This is a genomic window from Micromonospora sp. WMMD1102, assembly GCF_029626265.1.
GTDB lineage: Bacteria > Actinomycetota > Actinomycetes > Mycobacteriales > Micromonosporaceae > Plantactinospora.
Window position 1 is genome coordinate 2,452,322 of the sequence record NZ_JARUBN010000001.1, and the last position, 21,769, is coordinate 2,474,090.

The 21,769-nt window shown below is 72.3% G+C and carries 5 protein-coding genes and 1 pseudogene; all 6 read left to right on the forward strand.

Going from position 1 to position 21,769, the window contains the following annotated elements; translation table 11 throughout:
• Positions 1–139 precede the first annotated feature (139 nt).
• Positions 140–1,123 carry a 2,3-diaminopropionate biosynthesis protein SbnA gene (sbnA, locus tag O7626_RS10955; RefSeq protein WP_278066124.1) on the forward strand — a complete coding sequence of 328 codons (984 nt, stop codon included), beginning with the start codon at positions 140–142 and terminating at the stop codon, positions 1,121–1,123.
• A complete protein-coding gene (gene sbnB, locus O7626_RS10960; RefSeq protein ID WP_278061053.1) occupies positions 1,123–2,139 on the forward strand; it encodes a 2,3-diaminopropionate biosynthesis protein SbnB in 1,017 nt (338 codons plus the stop codon). Before sbnA ends, sbnB begins: the two co-directional genes overlap by 1 nt.
• A gap of 172 nt (positions 2,140–2,311) precedes the next feature.
• A complete protein-coding gene (locus O7626_RS10965) occupies positions 2,312–2,527 on the forward strand; it encodes an MbtH family NRPS accessory protein (protein ID WP_278061054.1) in 216 nt (71 codons plus the stop codon).
• Between the two features lie 30 nt (positions 2,528–2,557).
• The gene (locus tag O7626_RS10970; RefSeq protein WP_278061055.1) at positions 2,558–7,687 is read left to right on the forward strand and encodes a non-ribosomal peptide synthetase; all 5,130 of its coding nucleotides are present in this window, start codon (positions 2,558–2,560) and stop codon (positions 7,685–7,687) included.
• On the forward strand, positions 7,684–18,771 hold the full coding sequence (locus O7626_RS10975; protein ID WP_278061056.1) for a non-ribosomal peptide synthetase: 11,088 nt from the start codon (positions 7,684–7,686) through the stop codon (positions 18,769–18,771). Before O7626_RS10970 ends, O7626_RS10975 begins: the two co-directional genes overlap by 4 nt.
• Positions 18,772–18,776: 5 nt before the next feature.
• Positions 18,777–21,632, forward strand: a pseudogene (locus O7626_RS10980) (amino acid adenylation domain-containing protein); the annotation flags it as partial.
• Positions 21,633–21,769 lie beyond the last annotated feature (137 nt).

Consider the following 21,769-nt stretch of genomic DNA (forward strand, 5'->3'; position numbering starts at 1 on the left):
ACTGACCCGCGAAGGGAAAGCCGTGCCAATGGACCTTTTACGAGCTGGACAGCGCGGCGCCTGCACGCCGACCCTCAGCAGCGGTGACGACCAACCGCAGGGCGAGGTCGAAGAGGGTCCACCGGATGCGCTGAAGGGCATCCTCGCGGCCGTCGGGAACACGCCGCTGGTGGAACTCGAACGCCTGGTGCCCGATTCCCGAATTCGGGTCTTCGCCAAGCTGGAGCGGTTCAATCCCGGTGGCAGCGTCAAGGACCGGACCGCGCTGAGCATGCTGCTGGACAAAATTCGCAGCGGTGAGCTCCAGCCGGGCCGGTCGGTGGTGGTCGAGTCCAGCTCGGGAAATCTCGCGGTCGGGCTCGCCCAGATCTGCCGGTATTTCGGACTCCGGTTCGTCTGCGTCGTCGACGCCAAGACGACCGAGCAGAACATCGCGATACTGCGGGCGTACCAGGCGTCGGTCGAGGTGGTGAACCGGCCCGACCCGGACAGCGGCGAATACCTGCCGGTGCGGGTACGCCGGGTCCGCGAACTGGTCTCCAACACCCCGCACGCGTTCTGGCCCAACCAGTACGCCAACCCGCTCAACCCGATCGCACACCGGCAGACCATGGGCGAGATCGTCGCGGCGCTGGACGGCTCCGTCGACTACCTGTTCTGCGCGGTCAGTTCCTGCGGGACCCTGCGCGGCTGCGCGGACTACATCCGGCAGCACGGGCTCAAGACGAAGATCGTCGCGGTCGACGCGGTCGGCAGCATGATCTTCGACGGGCAGCAGCCGATCGAGCGGCTGCTCCCCGGACACGGCGCGTCGCTGCGGCCGGGACTCTTCGACCCGGACGCCGCCGACGAGGTCATGCACGTGACCGACCTGGAGTGCGTCGCCGCCTGCCGCCGGCTCACCGCCCGGGAGGCGATCCTGGCCGGCGGCTCCTCCGGGGCCACGGTCGCGGCCCTGGAACGGCGCAGCCAGACCATCCCCGAGGACGCGACATGCGTGCTCATCTTCCCCGACGGTGGCGACCGCTACCTCGACACGATCTATTCCGACGACTGGGTGCGAAGCCGCTTCGGTGAGGTTTCGCACCTCTGGAAGGAAGCCGCCGGTGGTGATCAGGCCTGATGCTGATCCTTCGACATGACGACGTGCGACAGATCCTGGCCGAACGCGAACTCGCACTGATCGAGCTGGTCGGCGAGGCGTACAGGTTGCACGACGAGGGTGCCACCTCGGTGCCGCACTCGACGTTCCTCCGCTTCCCCGACCAGCCCCGCAACCGGATCATCGGGCTGCCCGCGTACGTCGGCGGGAAGTCCCCGGCGGCCGGGATGAAGTGGATCGCCTCCTGGCCTGGGAACATCGACAGCGGGCTGGCCCGGGCCAGCGCCTCGATCGTGATCAACGACCTCGACACCGGGCAGCCGACGGCGCTGCTCGAAGGGTCGGTGATCTCGGCCAAGCGGACCGCGGCCAGTGCGGCGCTCGCCGCCCGGCTGCTGGTCCGCGAGCCGGGCCCGAGCGGGGTCACGCTGATCGGCTGCGGCGTGATCAACCTGGAGGTGCTGCGCTTCCTGCTCGCCGCACTGCCGACGCTGTCCGAGGTGACCCTCTTCGACAGCGACTGCACCCGGGCCGCCGCGTTCGCCCGGCAGTGCGCCGACCTCTCGCCGACCCTGCACGTCACGCTGGCCGCCGACGCCGGCCGGGCGGTCGCCGCGCACGACCTGGTCTCGATCGCCACCACGGCGGCCGAACCACACCTCGACCTCGGCCCGGCCCGCCCCGGCACCCTGGTGCTGCACGTATCGCTGCGCGACCTGACCCCGGCGACGATCCTGGCCAGCCAGAACGTGGTCGACGACGCCGACCACGTCTGCCGGGAGCGGACCTCGCTGCACCTTACCGAGCAGCAGGTCGGACACCGGGACTTCATCGACGCGCCGATCGGCCAGATCCTGCGCGGCACCGGCGGCTTCCGCCGCGACCCGGACCGGACGGTGGTCTACTCGCCGTTCGGCCTCGGCGCCCTGGACATCGCCCTCGCGGAGTTCGTCCGGGCCGCCGCCGTCGAACGGGGCCTCGGCACCCGCGTCGACGACTTCCTGCCCGCCACCGGCGGCACCGCGAATCCCCGCTGACCCGCCCGCCGCGCACGACGAGGCGATCCGGCCCCGGCCGGGATCGCGATCCCCCGGACCCGCACCGGGTCGGGGAGCAGCAGCCCAGGTCACCGGCCTCCGGCCGGCGACCTGACCGACCAGGTGACCCGGCCTCCCGCCGGCGCCCTGACCGACCACACGAGGAGTTCCGATGGCTGACGAGCAGAACGACGACCGGGTGTACCGGGTCGTCCGCAACGACGAGGAGCAGTACTCCATCTGGCCCGCCGACCGCGATCTGCCGGCGGGCTGGCACGCCGAGGGCACCCAGGGCCCGCGTGCCGACTGCCTCGCCCGGATCGGCGAGGTCTGGACCGACATGCGCCCGCTGAGCCTGCGCCAGCGGATGGCGGCGGCGCAGGGCTGACCGCCCCCGCGACGAGGTGAGGAGCACCCGATGAACCCCGATCGAAGCCGGACCGAATCAGCCGGCGACCTGCGCGGGCCGGCGACCGACGCCGGGTCCGCCAACATCCTGCCGGCGCTTGTCGCCCGCCAGGTGGCGGCCACGCCCGACGCGGTCGCCGTACTGGCCGGCGACGTCGAGGTGACGTACGCCGAGCTGGACCGCCGGGCCAACCGGCTGGCCCGCCACCTGCGCGACCTCGGCGTCGGGCCGGACGCACTGGTCGGGGTCTGCCTGCCCCGCGGCGTGGAGCTGGTCGTCGCGCTGCTCGGCGTCTGGAAGGCGGGTGCCGGCTACCTGCCGCTCAGCCCGGACCACCCGAGGGACTGGGCGAGCTGGGTGCTCACCGACACCGGCGCCGGGATCGTGCTCACCGAGTCGGCACACGCCGAGCTGGTGGCCGGTACCGGCGCCCGGGTGGTCACCCTCGACGACCTCGGGACCGTCCTCGCCGGACTTTCCGACGAGGCGCCGGGCAACCCGGCCGGCGGGGACCACCTCGCCTACGCGATCTACACCTCCGGCTCCACCGGGCGGCCCAAGGGCGTCATGGTCAGCCACGCGGCGATCGCGAACCGGGTCGACTGGGCGGTCCGGCAGCACGGCCTCGGCCCCGCCGACCGGGTGTTGCAGAAGACCGCGCTCACCTTCGACGCGGCCTGCTGGGAGTTCTTCGCCCCGCTGGTCAGCGGCGGCACCGTGGTACTCGCCCCGGTCGGCGCCGAGCGCGACCCGGCCGCACTGGTCCGGGCGATCCACCGGCACGGCGTCACCGTCTTCCAGGGCGTGCCGTCGGTGCTCCGGCTGGTCGCCGAGGAACCGGGCTGGCGGGACTGCACCTCGCTGCGGCTGCTCTTCTCGGCCGGCGAGCCGCTGCACGCCGAGCTGTGCCGGCGGCTCACCGACGGACTCAAGGTCACCCTCTGGAACACGTACGGGCCGACCGAGTGCGCCATCGACGTGACCGCGCACCCGTACGACCCGGCGCTGCCGACCGGCCCGGTGCCGATCGGCCGGCCGCTGGCCAACCTGCGGGTGCTGGTGCTCGACGGCAACGGTGACCCGGTGCCGGTCGGGGTCGCCGGTGAACTGCACGCCGGCGGGGTCGGGGTGGCCCGGGGCTACCTCGGGCGGCCGGACCTGACCGCCGAGAAGTTCGTCCCCGACCCGTACGGGCCGGCCGGGTCCCGGCTCTACCGCACCGGCGACCTGGTGCGCTGGCGGGCCGACGCGACCCTGGAGTACATCGGCCGGCTCGACCACCAGGTGAAGGTGAACGGGGTCCGGATCGAGCCCGGCGAGGTGGAGTCGGCGCTCGTCGCCCACCCGGACGTCAGCGCCGCGGTGGTGCTGGCGGTGGAGGCCGCCGAGGGCGGCAAGCGACTCGTCGGGTACGTCACCGGCGAGCGGGTGCCGGCCGCCGACCGGCTGCGTACCTTCCTGCGGGACCGGCTGCCGGACCCGATGATCCCGGCCGCCTTCGTAGCCCTGCCGGAGTTCCCGCTGAACAGCAGCGGCAAGGTGGACCGGGCCGCGCTGCCGGCGCCGGAGACCGCCGCCGAGGACGGCCGCCCGCCGTACGTGGCGCCGCGCACCACCGCCGAGCGGATGGTCGCGCAGGCGTGGGCCGAGCTGCTCAAGGTGGACCGGGTCGGCGCGCACGACGACTTCTTCACCCTCGGCGGCTCCTCGCTGCTGCTCACCCGGCTCGCCAACCAGCTCCGGTCGGCCTCCGGCAGCAAGGTCGCGCTTCGCGGCCTCTTCGCCGCGCCCACCGTCGAGCAGCAGGCGAAGCTGATCGCGGTACCGTCCGACGACGGCCCGCCGCTGCACCCGGTGCCCCGGACCGGCCCGCTGCCGCTCTCGTTCGGGCAGCGCCGGCTCTGGTTCCTGGACCGGCTGGAGCCGGGCAACACCGAGTGGGTCGCCCCGCTCTTCGTCCGGCTCGGCGCCGAAATCGATCAGCGCACCGTCCGGCGGGCCCTGGACGTGCTCGCCGGGCGGCACGAGATCCTCCGCACCCGGTACGTCGAGGACGCCGGCGAACCCCGCCAGCTCGTCGACCCGCCCGGCCCGGTCGAGCTGCGGGTGGTGGAGGCCGACTCCGCCGACCTGGAGACGGTGTTCCGGGCCGAGTTCGAGCGCGGTTTCGACCTGGCCACCGGCCCGGTCTGGCGGGCGCTGCTGGTCCGCTTCCCGGGCGTGCCGACGCCCACCCCGCCGACGTCGGTGCGGATTCCGGCCACCGCCGGACGTGCCCCGGCCGGCGAGTCGGTGCTGCTGCTCACCCTGCACCACATCGCCTGCGACGGCTGGTCGTCGGTGGTGCTGGAGCGGGAGCTGCGGGAACTCTGCGCCGCGGTGCTCGCCGGACGGGACCCGGAGCTGCCGGCCCAGCCGGTGCAGTACCCGGACTTCGCGAGCTGGCAGCGGGGCTGGCTGACCGAGCAGGTGCTGGCGGCCGAGCTGGCGTACTGGCGGAAGACCCTCGACGGGCTCGGCCCGCTGGACCTGCCGACCGACCGGCCCCGACCGGCCCGGCGGAACCCCCGGGGCGCGCTCGCCCCGTTCACCATCCCGACCGGGCTGGCCACCGCCGTCCGCGACCTGGGCCGGCGGCACGGCGCATCGCCGTACATGACGATGCTCACCGCGTTCAGCACGCTGCTCGCCCGGTACGCCGGGAACTGGGACGTCGCCGTCGGCACCCCGGTCGCCGGCCGCAACCGGCCCGAGCTGGAGAACATGGTCGGCTTCTTCCTCAACTCCCTGGTGCTGCGGCCGAACCTCGGCCCGGGGATGCGGTTCGAGGAGGCGCTGGAGGCGACCCGGGAGGTCTGCCGGGGGGCGTTCGCGCACCAGACGCTGCCGTTCGAGCAGCTCGTCGACGATCTCCAGCCGGACCGGGACATGTCCCGGACCCCGCTCTTCCAGGTCGCCTTCGACCTGCACGACGAGGGGCTGACCGGTGGGGCGGTCCGCGGCGACGACCTGGCCGCGTTCACCGAGGCGTGGCAGATCGCCAAGACCGACCTGACGCTCTTCGTCCGGGTCCAGGCCGACGGCACCATGCTCGCCGCCCTGGAGTACGCGACCGCGCTCTTCGACCGTTCGACCGTGGACCGGATCGGCCGGCACCTGGTCCGGTTGCTCCAGGCGGTCACCGCCGACCCGGAGCTGCGGCTCGGCACGGTGGACTTCCTCGACCCGCTCGACGAGCTGGTCGGCACCGGCCGGACCGACCCGTTCCGCACCGGCACCCCGGACCGCTGCCTGCACCAGGTCTTCGAGGAGCGGGTACTGCTCGCTCCGGACGCGGTGGCGGTGACGTTCGAGGGTGTGTCGTTGTCGTACGCGGAGGTGAACGTCCGGGCGAACCGGTTGGCGCACCGGTTGCGTGCGTTGGGTGCGGGGCCGGAGTCGTTGGTCGGGGTGTGTCTGGAGCGGGGTATCGATCTCGTGCCGGCCCTGCTCGGTGTGCTGAAGTCGGGTGCGGCGTATCTGCCGTTGGATCCGGCGCAGCCGGTGGACCGGCTCGGCTTCATGGTCGGCGACGCCGGGGCGCCGGTGCTGGTCACGCAGGCCTCGCTTGTCGACACGGTCGCCGGGTTCTTCGGCGGCGAGCTGCTGGTGCTGGACGAGGAGGACCTCTCCGGGCTGCCGGCCGGCAACCCGGCGCCGGTCTCGCACCCCGAGGACCTGATCTACGTCATCTACACCTCCGGCTCGACGGGGCGGCCCAAGGGGGTCTGCCTGACCCACGCCAACGTCTTCCGGCTGTTCGACACCACCCGACAGCACTATCAATTCTCGGCTGACGATGTGTGGCCGTTGTTCCACTCGTACGCGTTCGACGTGTCGGTGTGGGAGTTGTGGGGTGCGTTGTTGTACGGCGGTCGTCTGGTGGTGGTGCCGCGTGAGGTGACCCGGTTGCCGGACGAGTTCCTGGATCTGTTGGTGGCGGAGCGGGTGACGGTGCTCAACCAGACCCCGTCGGCGTTCCGCAGCCTGGTCGGGTTCACCCGCGACGGTGACCCGAGGTTGGACCGGTTGGCGTTGCGGGCGGTGGTTTTCGCGGGTGAGAAGTTGGAGATGGCGGAGTTGGCGCCGTGGACGGATCGGTTCGGTCTGGACCGTCCGGCGTTGTTGAACATGTACGGGATCACCGAGACGACCGTGCACTCCACCTTCCACCAGGTACGGGCGCAGGACATCACCGATCCCGGTAACCCGGTCGGCTACCCCCTCGGTGATCTGCGGATCTACCTGTTGGACGGGTACGGGAACCTGGTGCCGGTCGGGGTGCCCGGTGAGATCCACGTCGGTGGTCCGGGGGTGGCCCGGGGTTATCTGCGGCGGCCGGAGTTGACGGCGCAGCGGTTCGTGCCGGACCCGTTCGCCGGGGTGCCGGGTGCGCGGATGTATCGCAGTGGTGACCTGGCCAGGCGTCGTCCGGATGGTGGGTTGGACTTCCTGGGTCGGATCGACGACCAGGTGCAGATCCGGGGTTACCGGGTCGAGCTGGGGGAGATCGAGACCGTCCTCGCCGCGCACCCCGGCATCCGGGACGCGGTGGTCCGCACCGACGAACCGGAGCCGGGCCAGCCGCGGATCGTCGCCTACTACGTGCCCGACGCCGACCAGGCGCCGACCGTCCCCGAACTGGCCGGATACTGCGGCAAACGGCTGCCCGACTACATGGTGCCGGGCGCGTTCGTGCCGCTGGCGAAGATCCCGCTGACCGCCAACGGCAAGCTCGACCGCCGCGCGCTGCCGACACCGGGCCGGACGGCCACCGGAGCGGACGCCCCGGACCACGTCGCGCCGAACGGCCCGGTCGAGGAGCGGATCGCCGAGATCTGGGCCGAACTGCTCGACGTCGACGCCGGCACCCAGACGAACTTCTTCACCGTCGGCGGCCACTCGATCCTCGCGGTCCGGCTGGCCTCCCGGATCCAGGAGGAGTTCGAGATCGACCTTCCGGTCCGGACCGTCTTCGAGCGGCCCACGATCGCGCGGATCGCCGAGGCGGTCGAGGAGCGGATCCGCGCCGAGATCGACGAGCTATCCGAATCCGACCTGCTGACCGGCCTGGCGTTGCTGAAGGAGCAGAACAGATGAGCACGGGCGAGGGCACGATCGAACGCGGCGTCGAGGCGGCCCGGGAGGAACTGCTGCGGGCCCGGCTCGCCGGTCGGCTGCGCGGCGGGCGCCGTGCGGCGCTGACCCGGGTGGACCGGAACGGCCCGCTGCCGCTCTCCTTCGGGCAGCAGCAGATGTGGTTCCTGAGCCGGCTCGACCCGGGTAGCTGGGAGTACCTGGTGCCGCTGGCGCTGCGGCTGCGCGGCACGCTTGACGCAGCCGCGCTGCGCCGGGCGCTGACCGGGCTGGTCGGCCGGCACGAGATCCTGCGTACCCGCTACGCGCTCGCCGACGGCGAACCGGTCCAGGTGATCGACCCGGCCGGGCCGGTCGAGCTGGCGGTGACCGACCTGACCGAGCTGCCCGAGGCGGAGCGGGAGGCCCGCGGCTTCGAGCGGGCCGCCCAGGAGCCGGCGGTACCGTTCGACCTCGGCACCCAGTGGCCGGTCCGGTCCCGGCTGATCAGGCTGGCCGACGACGACCACCTGCTGGTGGTGGTCTTCCACCACGTCGCCTGCGACGCCTGGTCCGCCGGGATCTTCGCCGAGGAGCTGAGCGAGCTGTACGCCGCCGCGCTCGCCGGCCGCCCCGACACCCTCGCCCCGCTGCCCGTGCAGTACGCCGACTACGCCGCCTGGGAACGCGGCCGCGAGGCGACCGAACACCAGCGACACCTGGACTACTGGCGCCGGCAGCTCGCCGGGGTCCCACCGCTGGACCTGCCGGCGGACCGGCCCCGCCCGGCCACCCGGGAGTGGGCCGGCGCGGCGGTCGAGCTGGAGCTGCCGGCCGGGCTCGGCGGGCAACTCCGCGACCTCGCCCAGCGGCACGGCGCGACGCTGTTCATGGTGCTGCTCACCGGCTACCAGGCGCTGCTGTCCCGGTACACCGGCGGCACCGACATCCCGGTCGGCACGGTGGTCTCCGGCCGCAACCGGCCCGAGCTGTCCCGGCTGATCGGGTACGGCATCAACAGCCTGGTGATGCGGGCCCGCTGGGACTCCGACATCACCTTCGCCGAGCTGCTCGCCGCCAACCGGGAGACCGTGCTGGCCGCCTTCGACCACCAGGAGGTGCCGTTCGGGCAGCTCGTCGACGAACTCCAGCCAGACCGGGACATGTCCCGTACCCCGCTGTTCCAGGTCGCCTTCACGATGCACGAGGCGGGCGACGGCCGGTACGCGATGCCGGGGCTGGCGGTCTCCCCGCTGGACGCGCTCTCCCAGGTCTCCCGCTTCGACCTGACGCTACAGGTGCAGGAGGCCGCCGACGGCGGGCTGCGCGCCCACCTGGAGTACGCGACCGCGCTCTTCGACCGGGCCACCGTGCGGCGGCTGGGCGGGCACCTGGTCCGGCTGCTCCAGGCCGCCGTCGCCGAGCCCGGTCGGGCGCTCTCCGCCGTCGACCTGCTCGACGAGGCCGAGCGGGCCGAGGTGACCGGGGTCGCCAACCCGTTCCGGATCGACGCGGTGCCGCCGACCCTTACCGTGCATCAGGTCTTCGAGCAGCGGGTGGCCGCCGCTCCGGACGCGGTCGCGGTGACGTTCGAGGGTGTGTCGTTGTCGTACGCGGAGGTGAACGTCCGGGCGAACCGGTTGGCGCACCGGCTCCGGGCCCTCGGCGCGGGGCCGGAGTCCCTGGTCGGGGTATGTCTGGAGCGGGGCCTCGATCTCGTGCCGACCCTGCTGGGTGTGCTGAAGTCGGGTGCGGCGTACCTGCCGTTGGATCCGGCGCAGCCGGTGGACCGGCTCGGGTTCATGGTCGGTGACGCCGGTGCCTCGGTGGTCGTGACGCAGTCCTCACTGGCCGGGACCGTCGCCGGCTTCTCCGCCGGTGCCGTGGTCGACCTGGACGAGGAGGACCTGTCGGGTCAGCCGGCGGAGAACCCGGTCCCGCTCTCCGGCCCGGAAAACCTGATCTACGTCATCTACACCTCGGGCTCGACCGGCAAACCGAAGGGTGTCTGCCTGACCCACGCCAATGTGCTCCGGCTGCTCACCGTCGGCGAGACCCACTACCGGTTCTCGGCTGACGACGTGTGGCCGTTGTTCCACTCGTACGCGTTCGACGTGTCGGTGTGGGAGTTGTGGGGTGCGTTGCTGTACGGCGGTCGTCTGGTGGTGGTGCCGCGTGAGGTGACCCGGTTGCCGGACGAGTTCCTGGATCTGTTGGTGGCGGAGCGGGTGACGGTGCTCAACCAGACCCCGTCGGCGTTCCGCAGCCTGGTCGGCTTCGCCCGGGACGGTGACCCCCGACTCGCCGCCCTGGAACTGCGGGCCGTGGTCTTCGCGGGTGAGAAGTTGGAGATGGCGGAGCTGGCGCCGTGGACGGATCGGTTCGGGTTGGACCGTCCGGCGTTGTTGAACATGTACGGGATCACCGAGACGACCGTGCACTCCACCTTCCACCAGGTACGGGCGCAGGACATCACCGATCCCGGTAACCCGGTCGGCTACCCCCTCGGTGATCTGCGGATCTACCTGTTGGACGGGTACGGGAACCTGGTGCCGGTCGGGGTGCCCGGTGAGATCCACGTCGGTGGTCCGGGGGTGGCCCGGGGTTATCTGCGGCGGCCGGAGTTGACGGCGCAGCGGTTCGTGCCGGACCCGTTCGCCGGGGTGCCGGGTGCGCGGATGTATCGCAGTGGTGACCTGGCGCGGCGTCGTCCGGATGGTGGGTTGGACTTCCTGGGTCGGATCGACGACCAGGTGCAGATCCGGGGTTACCGGGTCGAGCTGGGGGAGATCGAGACCGTCCTCGCCGCGCACCCCGGCATCCGGGACGCGGTGGTGGTGGTTCGGGAGGACATCCCCGGCGACAAGCGGCTGGCCGGCTACCTGGTGGCCCAGGGAGAGCAGGTGCCGAACCCGGCCGAGCTGCGCGAGTTCCTGGCCCGCAGCCTGCCCGAGTACATGGTGCCGGCCGCGTTCGTGTCGCTGGCGAAGATCCCGCTGACCGCCAACGGCAAGCTCGACCGCCGCGCGCTGCCCGCACCGGACCGCGCGGCACTGCACGGCGAGCAGGCGTACGTGGCGCCGCGTACCCCGGTGGAGGAGCGGGTCGCGGCGATCTGGCGGGACGTCCTCGGGCTCGAACGGGTCGGTGTGCACGACAGCTTCTTCGACCTCGGCGGGCACTCGATCCGGGCGGTCGCTCTGGTCGGCGAGCTGCGGGCGATCGGGCTGGACGTCTCGGTCCGGGACGTCTTCGCGCACCGTACCGTCGCCGAACTCTGCGGCATCCTGGACGGCCGCTCGACACCGGCCGCCGAGGAGCGCCCGGTGGCGCCGTTCGAGCTGCTCTCCGCCGAAGACCGGGCGAAGGTGCCGGCCGGCGCGGCCGACGCGTACCCGCTGTCCCGGGTGCAGGCAGGCATGGTGGTGGAGATGCTCTCCGACGGGGAGCTGCACGCGTACCACAACGTGACCTCGTTCCGGATCCGGGACGAGCGGCCGTTCGGGCTGGCGGCGCTGCGCGAGGCGGCCCGGATCGTGGTGGCCCGGCACGAGGTGCTGCGTACCGCGATCGACCTGACCACGTACTCGGTGCCGATGCAGGTGGTGTACCCGGACGCCGAGATGCCGGTCGGGGAGCGGGACCTGCGGCACCTGGACGCCGCCGAGCTGGACCGGTCGCTGCGGGAGTTCACCGCCGTCGAGCGGGCCGACGTCTTCGACCTGGCCCAGCCGTCCCTGATGCGGCTGCACGCACACGTCTGCGACGACAAGACCTGGTGGCTGTCGGTCACCGAGTGCCACGCCATCATCGAGGGCTGGAGCCACCACTCGCTGCTGATGGAGGTGCTCGACCTCTACCGGCAGATCCGGGACGGCGGAACCCCGCCGCCGGTCGAGGCTCCGCCGGTGCGGTTCGCCGACTTCATCGCCGCCGAGCTGCGCTCGCTCGACTCGGCCGAGGACCGGGAGTACTGGCGGGACATCGTCGGCCGGTACGCCAGGTTTTCCCTGCCGACCGGCTGGGGCGACCCGGACGCGCCGCGCGAGTCGCTGATGCTCGGGGTGCCGTTCCACGACCTCGACGCCGACCTGCGGAAGCTGGCCAGCCGGGCGAAGGCGTCGCTGAAGACGGTGCTGCTCGCCGCGCACCTGAAGGTGATGAGCCAGCTTACCGCCGAGGAGTCGTTCCTGACCGGCCTGGTCCTGCACGGCCGCCCCGAGGTGGTCGGCGCCGACCAGGTCTACGGGATGTACCTGAACAGCCTGCCGTTCGGCTACGACCGGGGCGCCCGGACCTGGCGGGAGCTGGTGACGCGGACGTACGCCCGGGAGATGGAGATCTGGCCGCACCGCCGGTTCCCGATGCCGGAGATCCAGCGCGAGTTCGGCGAGGGTCAGCGGCTGATGGACGTCCGGTTCAGTTACCACGACTTCGACCAGGTCGACCGGGATCTGGTCGACTACATGGCCAGCATCGACGACAGCCCGACGGAGTTCCCGCTCGCCGTGGCGGTCCGGCTCGGCTACGTGACGATGGCGGTCAACCCCCGGGCACTCAGCCGGGCCAACGGGGACCGGATCGGCGCCATGTACCGGGCGGTGCTGGAGGCGATGGCGGCCGACCCGGACGGCGACGCCCGGGGCACCTTCCTCGCCGACGAGGAGCGGCAGCGCTGCGTGGTGGAGTGGAACCGCACCACCGCCGAGCCGGCCGGACCGAGCGTGCCGGAGCGGTTCGCCGCGCAGGCGGCGGCCACCCCGGACGCGGTGGCGGTCGAGTGCGCCGGGCAGCGGCTCGGCTACGCCGAACTGGACGAGCGGGCGAACCGGTTGGCCCGGCACCTGCGCGCCTGCGGTGTGGTGCCGGAGTCGGTCGTCGGGGTGCTGCTGGACCGTACCCCGGAGCTGCTGGTGACGATGTTGGCGGTCTGGAAGGCCGGCGGCGCGTACGTGCCGCTGGACCCGGCCCATCCGGCGGACCGGCTCGCCGACATGCTGGCCGACGCCGGTGCCCGGGTCGTGGTGACCGGCTCCGGCTACGCCGACCGGTTCCCGCAGATCCCGGTGCGGGTCCTGGTCGACCGGGACGCGGCGGCCGTCGCGGAACAGCCGGAGACCCCGCTTCCGGTACCGGCCGATCTGGACCGGCTGGCGTATGTGATTTTCACGTCGGGGTCGACGGGGCGGCCGAAGGGTGTGGCGGTGTCGCATCGTGGGTTGGTCAACCATGTGTCGTGGGCGGCGCGGGAGTTGGCTGGTCGTGGTGTTGGTGGTTCGGCGTTGTTCTCGTCGGTGGCGTTCGATCTGGTGGTGCCGAATGTGTGGGCGCCGTTGGTGTCGGGTCAGCGGGTGTGGTTGGCCGGTCCGGAGTTGGACATGGCGGATCTGGGTCGGGAGTTGGTGGCGGCGGGTCCGTTCAGTTTCCTGAAGCTGACCCCCGGCCACCTGGAGGTGCTCGCCCACCAGCTCGCACCGGGCCAGGCCACCGGCCTGGCCGGGATCACCGTGGTGGCCGGCGAGGCGTTCACCCGGCATACTTTGGAACGCTGGCGCGAGTGCGCCCCCGACGCGGTACTCGTCAACGAGTACGGGCCGACGGAGGCGTCGGTGGGTACCTGCACGTTCCCGGTGCTGGGTGTGCCGGTCTCGGAGGTGGTGCCGATCGGTCGTCCGTTGCCGGGGATGGCGATGTACGTGTTGGACGCCGACCTGGCTCCGGTTCCGGTGGGTGTGCTGGGTGAGCTGTATGTCGGTGGGGTCGGGGTGGCCCGGGGTTACGTGAACCGTCCCGAGCTGACGGCGGAGCGGTTCGTGCCCGATCCGTTCGGGTCGGCTGGTGGTCGGCTGTACCGCACGGGTGATCTGGTGCGGGTGTCGGCCACGGGTGACGTGGAGTTCGTGGGTCGGGTCGACGACCAGGTGAAGGTGCACGGTTATCGGATCGAGTTGGGTGAGATCCGTTCGGTGTTGCTGGCGCATTCGGCGGTCCGGGACGCGGCGGTGGTCGCGGTGGGTTCGGCTTCGGACAAGCGGTTGGTGGCCTACTGCGTGCCGGCTTCCGGGGAGTTGCCGGTGAGCGGGCTGGTCGAGCACTGCGGGGCGCGGTTGCCGGAGTACATGGTGCCGGCGGTGTTCGTGTCGTTGGATGCGTTGCCGTTGAACGCGAACGGGAAGGTGGATCGTCGGGCGTTGCCGGATCCGGATTCGGCTGTGGTGGATGCGGGGCCGGTGTTCGTGGGTCCGCGGTCGGAGACTGAGGAGCGGGTCGCCGCCGTGTGGCGGGAGGTGTTGGGTCTGGATCGGGTCGGGGTGACGGAGAGTTTCTTCGATCTGGGTGGGCATTCGATCCGGGCGGTGGCCCTGGTCGGGAAGTTGCGGGCGGCCGGGTTCGAGGTGGCGGTCCGGGACGTGTTCCAGTACCGCACCGTCGCCGAACTCGCCGAGAAACTCGCCGGCCCGGTGCCGGAGACGACCACCGACGGCACGACCGTCCCGGCCACGGCCGTCGCGGTGGCGACCGGTGCCAGCATCGACGGGCCGACCGTGGCGCCGTTCGCGCTGATCTCCACGGAGGACCGGGCCGCGCTGCCGGCCGGGGTGGTCGACGCGTACCCGCTGTCGCAGGTGCAGCTCGGCATGGTCGTGGAGATGCTTGCCGACAGCGACCTGCACGCGTACCACAACGTCACCTCGTTCCGGCTGCGCACCGAGCGGCCGTTCGGGCTGGCCGCGCTGCGCGAGGCGGCCCGGATCGTCGTCGAGCGGCACGAGCTGCTGCGTACCTCGTTCGACCTGACCAGCTATTCGGTGCCCATGCAGCTCGTGCACGACACCGCCGAGATCCCGATCGGGGTACGCGACCTGCGGCAGCTCGACGCCGCCGGACGGAAGCAGGCGATCCGGGAGTTCACCGCGGCGGAACGGGCCGAGCTGTTCGACCTCGGGGTGGCGCCGCTGCTGCGGTTCACCGTGCACGAGGAGAGCGACGAGGCGTGGTGGATGTCCGTCACCGTCTCGCACCCGATCACCGAGGGGTGGAGCCACCGGGCGATGCTGACCGAGCTGCTGGAGCTTTACCAGCAGATCCGGGCCGGCGGAACCCCGGAACCGGCGACCCGACCGGCGGTCCGGTACGCCGACTTCATCGCCGCCGAACTCGACTCGCTGGCCTCGGCCGAGGACCGGGACCACTGGCGCGGCATCGTCGACGGGTACGCCCGGCTGAGCCTGCCGACCGGCTGGGCCGACGCCCCGGACACGCCCCGGGAGCCGTACTCGGTCACCGTGCCGGTCCGGGACCTGGAGCCGGAGCTGCGGAAGCTGGCCACGGCGACCCGTACCTCGCTCAAGGCCGTGCTGCACGCCGCGCACCTGAAGGTGATGAGCCAGCTCACCGACGAGCCGGTCTTCTTCACCGGCCTGGTGTGCAGCGCCCGCCCGGAGGTCGACGGCGCCGACCGGGTCTACGGGATGTACCTGAACACCCTGCCGTTCGGCCACCGGCGCGGCGCGGCGACCTGGGGCGAGCTGGTCCGGCAGGTCTTCGACCGGGAGGTCGAACTCTGGCCGCACCGGCGCTACCCGATGCCGGCGATCCAGCGCGAGCTGGCCGACGGCCAGCGCCTGCTCGACGTGCGCTTCAGCTACCAGGACTTCGACGCGGTCGACACCGAGCTGGTCGATGTGGAGTCCGGGCTCGGCGAGGGGGCCACGGAGTTCGGCCTGGCCGTCGCCGCGATGACCGGCAGCCTGGTGCTGACCGCCGACACGCACACGTTGAGCCGGCCGGAGGCAGCCAGGGTGGGCGAGATGTACCGGGCGGTGCTGGCCGCGATGGCGGCGACCGGTGCCGGCGGGAACGCCCGAGGCACCCAGCTGCCGGCGGGGGAGCGGGACCGGCTGCTCGACGAGTACGCGGTAAACCCCGTCGAGGCGCCGACCCGTACCGTGCCGGAGCTGGTCGCCGAGATGGCCGCCACCCATCCGGAGCGGACCGCGGTGGCGCTCGGCGAGCTGGAACTCGACTACGCCGAACTGGACGCCCGGGCGAACCGGCTGGCCCGGCACCTGCGCTCCCGGGGCGTCGGGCCGGAGTCCCTGGTCGGGGTGCTGCTGGACCGGGGTCCCGACCTGATCGCCACCTTCCTGGCGGTCTGGAAGACCGGTGCTGCCTACGTGCCGCTGGACCCGTCCTTCCCGGCCGACCGGGTGAACGCGATGCTCGCCGACGCCGGTGCCCGGGTGGTGGTCACCCGGTCCCGGCACGCGGACCGGTTCGACCCGGGGCTGGACTGCGTGCTGGTCGACACCGAGCGCCTGGAGATCGGCAACCGTCCGTCCTCCCCGATCTCCGAGCCCGCCGATCTGGACCGGCTGGCGTATGTGATTTTCACGTCGGGGTCGACGGGGCGGCCGAAGGGTGTGGCGGTGTCGCATCGTGGGTTGGTCAACCATGTGTCGTGGGCGGCGCGGGAGTTGGCTGGTCGTGGTGTTGGTGGTTCGGCGTTGTTCTCGTCGGTGGCGTTCGATCTGGTGGTGCCGAATGTGTGGGCGCCGTTGGTGTCGGGTCAGCGGGTGTGGTTGGCCGGTCCGGAGTTGGACATGGCGGATCTGGGTCGGGAGTTGGTGGCGGCGGGTCCGTTCAGTTTCCTGAAGCTGACCCCCGGCCACCTGGAGATCATCGGCCAGCAGGCCGAGGCTGCCCAGCTCGCCGCGCTGGCCGAGATCGTGGTGGTTGCCGGCGAGGCGCTGCCCGGCCCGGTCGCCGAACACTGGCGCGGCATCCTCGGCGACGGCCGCCTGGTCAACGAGTACGGCCCGACGGAGGCGTCGGTGGGTACCTGCGTCTATCCGGTGCGCGGCCCGCAGACGGTCGAGGTGGTGCCGATCGGTCGTCCGTTGCCGGGGATGGCGATGTACGTGCTGGATGCGGAGCTGTCTCCGGTTCCGGTGGGTGTGTTGGGTGAGTTGTTCGTCGGTGGTGTCGGGGTGGCTCGGGGTTATGTGAACCGGCCGGAGTTGACGGCGGAGCGTTTCGTGCCGGATCCGTTCGGTGCGACGCCGGGTGGTCGGCTGTACCGCACCGGCGACCAGGTCCGGATGCTGCCGGGCGGTGACGTGGAGTTCGTGGGTCGGGTCGACGACCAGGTGAAGGTGCACGGTTATCGGATCGAGTTGGGTGAGATCCGTTCGGTGTTGCTGGCGCATTCGGCGGTCCGGGACGCGGCGGTGGTCGCGGTGGGTTCGGCTTCGGACAAGCGGTTGGTGGCCTACTGCGTGCCGGCTTCCGGGGAGTTGCCGGTGAGCGGGCTGGTCGAGCACTGCGGGGCGCGGTTGCCGGAGTACATGGTGCCGGCGGTGTTCGTGTCGTTGGATGCGTTGCCGTTGAACGCGAACGGGAAGGTGGATCGTCGGGCGTTGCCGGATCCGGATTCGGCTGTGGTGGATGCGGGGCCGGTGTTCGTGGGTCCGCGGTCGGAGACTGAGGAGCGGGTCGCCGCCGTGTGGCGGGAGGTGTTGGGTCTGGATCGGGTCGGGGTGACGGAGAGTTTCTTCGATCTGGGTGGGCATTCGATCCGGGCGGTGGCCCTGGTCGGGAAGTTGCGGGCGGCCGGGTTCGAGGTGGCGGTCCGGGACGTGTTCCAGTACCGCACCGTCGCCGAACTCGCCGAGAAACTCGCCGGCCAGCCGGTCGCCGAGCAGCCGGCCGAGGCGGGTCCGGTGGCGCCGTTCGGGCTGATCTCCGGCGAGGACCGGGCCGCGCTGCCGGCCGGGGTGGTCGACGCGTACCCGCTGTCGCAGGTGCAGCTCGGCATGGTGGTGGAGATGCTCGGCGGGGTGGGCGGCAACCGCTACCACAACACCAGCTTCTTCCGGATCCGTGACGAGCGGCCCTTCCAGCCGGCCGCGCTGCGCGAGGCGGCCCGGATCGTGGTGGCCCGGCACGAGCTGCTGCGTACCTCGTTCGACCTGACCAGCTATTCCGTGCCGATGCAGCTCGTGCACGGCACCGCCGAGATGCCGGTCGAGGTTCGCGACGTACGGCACCTGGACGAGGCGGGCCGGGAGCAGGCGCTGCACGAGCTGATCGCCCGGGAGCGGGCGAACCTGTTCGAGCTGACCGACCCGCCCCTGCTCCGGATGGCCGGGTTCGTGGAGAGCGACGTCGCCTGGCGGCTCGGCTTCACCCAGTGTCACGCGATCACCGAGGGCTGGAGCCAGCAGTCGCTGCTGATGGAGGTCCTCGACCTCTACCGGCAGCTGGCCGCCGGAGCGGCACCCGAGCCGGTCGCCGCGCCGCCGGTCCGGTACGCCGACTTCATCTCCGCCGAACTCGACTCGCTGGCCTCGACCGAGGACCGCGACTACTGGCACGGGATCGTCACCCGGTACGCCCGGTTCACCCCGCCGGCCGGGTGGGGCGAGGCACCCGAGGAGACCGGCAGCTTCCGGATCCCGGTCGGCTTCCCCGACCTCGAGCCGGGGCTGCGGGCGCTGGCCAGCGCGACCCGTACCTCGATGAAGGCCGTGCTGCACGCGGCGCACCTGAAGGTGATGAGCCAGCTCACCGACGAGCCGGCGTTCTTCACCGGCCTGGTGTGCAGCGCCCGCCCGGAGGTCGACGGCGCCGACCGGGTCTACGGGATGTACCTGAACACCCTGCCGTTCCCGCACGACCGCACCGCCGGCACCTGGGGCGAACTGGTCCGGCAGGTCTACGACCGGGAGGTCGAACTCTGGCCGCACCGGCGCTATCCGATGCCGGCGATCCAGCGCCAGGTCGGCGGGCGGCAGCTGATCGAGGTGATGTTCAGCTACCAGGACTTCCACCAGGTCGACACGGAGCTGGTGGACGTCCGGGCCGGTGCCGGCGACGCCGCCAACGAGTTCGCGCTCGCGGTCTCGACCGGCCCCGGGCACCTGATGCTGCGGGTCCGGCGTTCCGCGCTGACCCAGCAGAACGCCGAGCGGGTGGTGGCGATGTACCGGACGGTGCTGGAGGCGATGGCCGCCGGTGCCGACGGGAACGCCCGGGCGGCGTACGTGCCGGCGGCGGAACTGGCCGCGGTGCTGACCGACTGGAACGACACGGCCGTGGAGTGGTGAGCAGCATGAGTCGATCGGTGCACCACGTCGTCGAGGCACAGGCGGCGGCCACCCCGAGAGCGGTGGCGGTGGTCCAGGGAGGCGAGCGGGTCCGGTACGCCGAACTCGACGCGCTGGCGAACCGGTACGCCCGGCACCTGCGGGCGGCCGGCGTCGGGCCGGAGTCGGTGGTCGGGGTGCTGCTGTCCCGCGAGCCGTCCCTGCTGGCCTGGCTGCTGGCCGTCTGGAAGGCCGGTGCGGCGTACGTGCCGCTGGATCCGGAGCTGCCGGCGGAACGGCTCGGCTACATGCTGGAGACCGCCGGGGCGGAGCTGGTGGTGAGCGAGTCGAAGCTGGTCGGGCGGCTGGCCGGGGTCTACTCCGGCCGGCGGGTCCTCGCCGACCGGGACGAGGCCGTGATCGAGTCCCGGTCGGCGGAGCCGGTGCCCCGCCGGGACGACCAGCACCAGCTGGCGTACATCATCTTCACCTCCGGTTCGACCGGGCGGCCGAAGGGTGTGCAGATCTCGCACCGGGCGCTGCTGAACCTGCTCTTCTCGATGCGCCGGCTGCTGGACGCCGGCACCGAGGACGTCTGGCTCGCCGCGACCTCGCTCTCCTTCGACATCTCCGGCCTGGAGCTGTACCTCCCGCTGGTCACCGGCGGCCGGCTGGTGCTGGCCGACGACGACGAAGTGGGGGACAGCCCGGAACTGCTCGGCCTGCTCGACCGCTTTCCGGTGACCCACGTCCAGGCGACCCCGTCCGGCTGGAAGCTGCTGCTGGACGCCGGGTTCGGCAACCGTCCGGTGGTGGCGCTGGTCGGCGGCGAGGCGCTGCCGCCGGCCCTCGCCGGTGAGCTGCGCGGCCGGGTGAAGCGGCTGGTGAACGTGTACGGCCCGACCGAGACCGCGATCTGGTCGACGAGCTGGGACGTGCCCGGTGAGGTCGAGGTGGTGCCGATCGGACGGCCGATCGCGAACACCCGGACCTACGTGCTGGACCGGGACTTCCAGCCGGTCGCGGTCGGCGTGGTCGGCGAGCTGTACATCGCCGGTGACGGCGTCGCCCGCGGGTACGTCAACCGTCCCGAGCTGACCGCCGAGAAGTTCCTGCCGGAGCCGTTCGGCCGGGCGGTCGGGGCCCGGATGTACCGCACCGGCGACCTGGTCCGGTACGGCCCGGACGGCAACCTGGAGTTCCTGGGCCGGGCGGACCACCAGGTGAAGATCCGGGGGCACCGGATCGAGCTGCCCGAGATCGAGGAGCGGCTGCTCGCCCATCCGGACGTCCGCAACGGCGTGGTGGTGGCCCGGGAGGACCCAGGCGGCGAGAAGTGGCTCGCCGGCTACGTCGTACCGGTGGACGGCCGGCCGGTCGAGCCGGCCGGACTGCGCGACTTCCTCGCCGCCGCGCTGCCCGGCTACATGGTGCCGGCCGCCTTCGTCACCCTGGACGCGCTGCCGCTGAACCCGGCCGGCAAGGTGGACCGGCGGGCGCTGCCGGCGCCGGAGCGGACCTCGTTCGGCGGCGAGCGCGAGTACCTGCCGCCGCGTACCGAGACCGAGCGGCGGATCGCCGAGGTCTGCGCGGAGGTGCTCGGCCTGGACCGGGTGGGTGTGCACGACAGCTTCTTCGACCTGGGTGCCGACTCGATGCGGATCGTGCAGCTGGTCACCGCCGGGCGTCGGGCCGGGCTGCCGGTGTCGCTGCGGATGCTCTACCAGAACGGCACCGTCGCCGACCTGGCCGTGGCGCTCGGCGACCCGCCCCCGCCCAGCACCGTCGTCGAACCGACTGCGCCGAGCACCGTTGTCGGACCGGCTGCGCCGAGCACCGTTGTCGAACCGGCTGCGCCCGTCGTCGAACCCGCCCAGCCCGTCGCCAGCACCGGCTCCGGTGTGGTCCGGGCCGAGGCGCGTCCGGTCGGCCGGCTCGGCGCCGGGCCGTCGCCGCTGCCCCTGATGGCCGAACACCACATCCCCGGCGCGAGTGTCGCGCTGGTCCGGGCCGGCCAGCTCGCCGAGGTACGCGGCTACGGCGTACTCGCCGCCGGCGGGTCGGAGCCGGTCACCCCGGAGACCCCGTTCCAGGTCGCCTCGATCAGCAAGCACGTCACCGCGCTCGGGGTGCTCCGGCTGGTCGCCCAGGGTCGGCTGGAGCTGGACGCCGACGTGAACCGGTACCTGACCTCGTGGCGGCTGCCCGACGGCGGCGCACCGGTCACCGTACGGCACCTGCTGGCGAACCTCTCCGGCCTCTCCACCAGCCCGAACACCGGGTACGCCCCGACCGAGCCGGGCCCGTCCCTGCTCGACGTGCTGTACGGCCGCCCGCCCGCCACCTCCGCGCCGATCCGGCCCGAACTGGTGCCGGGGGAGTCGTTCCGGAAGACCAACAGCCACTACGCGGTGCTGCAACAGGTGCTCGTCGACCTGACCGGGGAACCGTTCCCGGAGCTGATGCGGCGGCTCGTGCTGGCCCCGCTGGGCATGACCGACAGCAGCTTCGACCCGGCGTTCCCGACCGACCCGGCCCGCCGGGTCGCGCTCGGCCACGACGCACACGGGGTACCCGTACCCGGTGGCTGGCGCAACCGTCCGGCGCTGGCCGGCGGCGGTCTCTGGACGACCGCCGCGGACCTGGCCCGGGTGCTTGTCGAGGTCCACCGTGCCCGGCTCGGCAACGGTGAACTGCTCACTCCGGCGCTCGCCGCCGAGCTGGTGGCGGTCGCCGCACCGGGTAGCTTCTACGGGCTCGGCACGGTCGTCGACGACACCGCGCCGGACCTGGAGTTCGGGCATCCTGGCGAGACGGTCGGCTACCGGGCGATGACGCTGGGGCGGCTCGGTGCCGGTGACGGCTTCGTGGTGCTGACGAACGCCGAGTCCGGCAAGGCGGTGCAGTCGTTCGTGGCGACCGAGCTGGCCGGCTGGGCGGAGCGTCCGGCGGCCGTGGCGGAGACCGGCGCCTACGCTGCCGCCGACGGCGAGACCGTCGGGATCGCGGCGACGGCCGG

Bases quoted from the DNA above. Each gene is read 5' to 3' on its own strand.
- O7626_RS10975 (WP_278061056.1), top strand. From the start codon at position 7,684: ATGAGCACGGGCGAGGGCACGATCGAACGCGGCGTCGAGGCGGCCCGG.
- O7626_RS10970 (WP_278061055.1), top strand. From the start codon at position 2,558: ATGAACCCCGATCGAAGCCGGACCGAATCAGCCGGCGACCTGCGCGGG.
- O7626_RS10965 (WP_278061054.1), top strand. From the start codon at position 2,312: ATGGCTGACGAGCAGAACGACGACCGGGTGTACCGGGTCGTCCGCAAC.
- sbnB (WP_278061053.1), top strand. From the start codon at position 1,123: ATGCTGATCCTTCGACATGACGACGTGCGACAGATCCTGGCCGAACGC.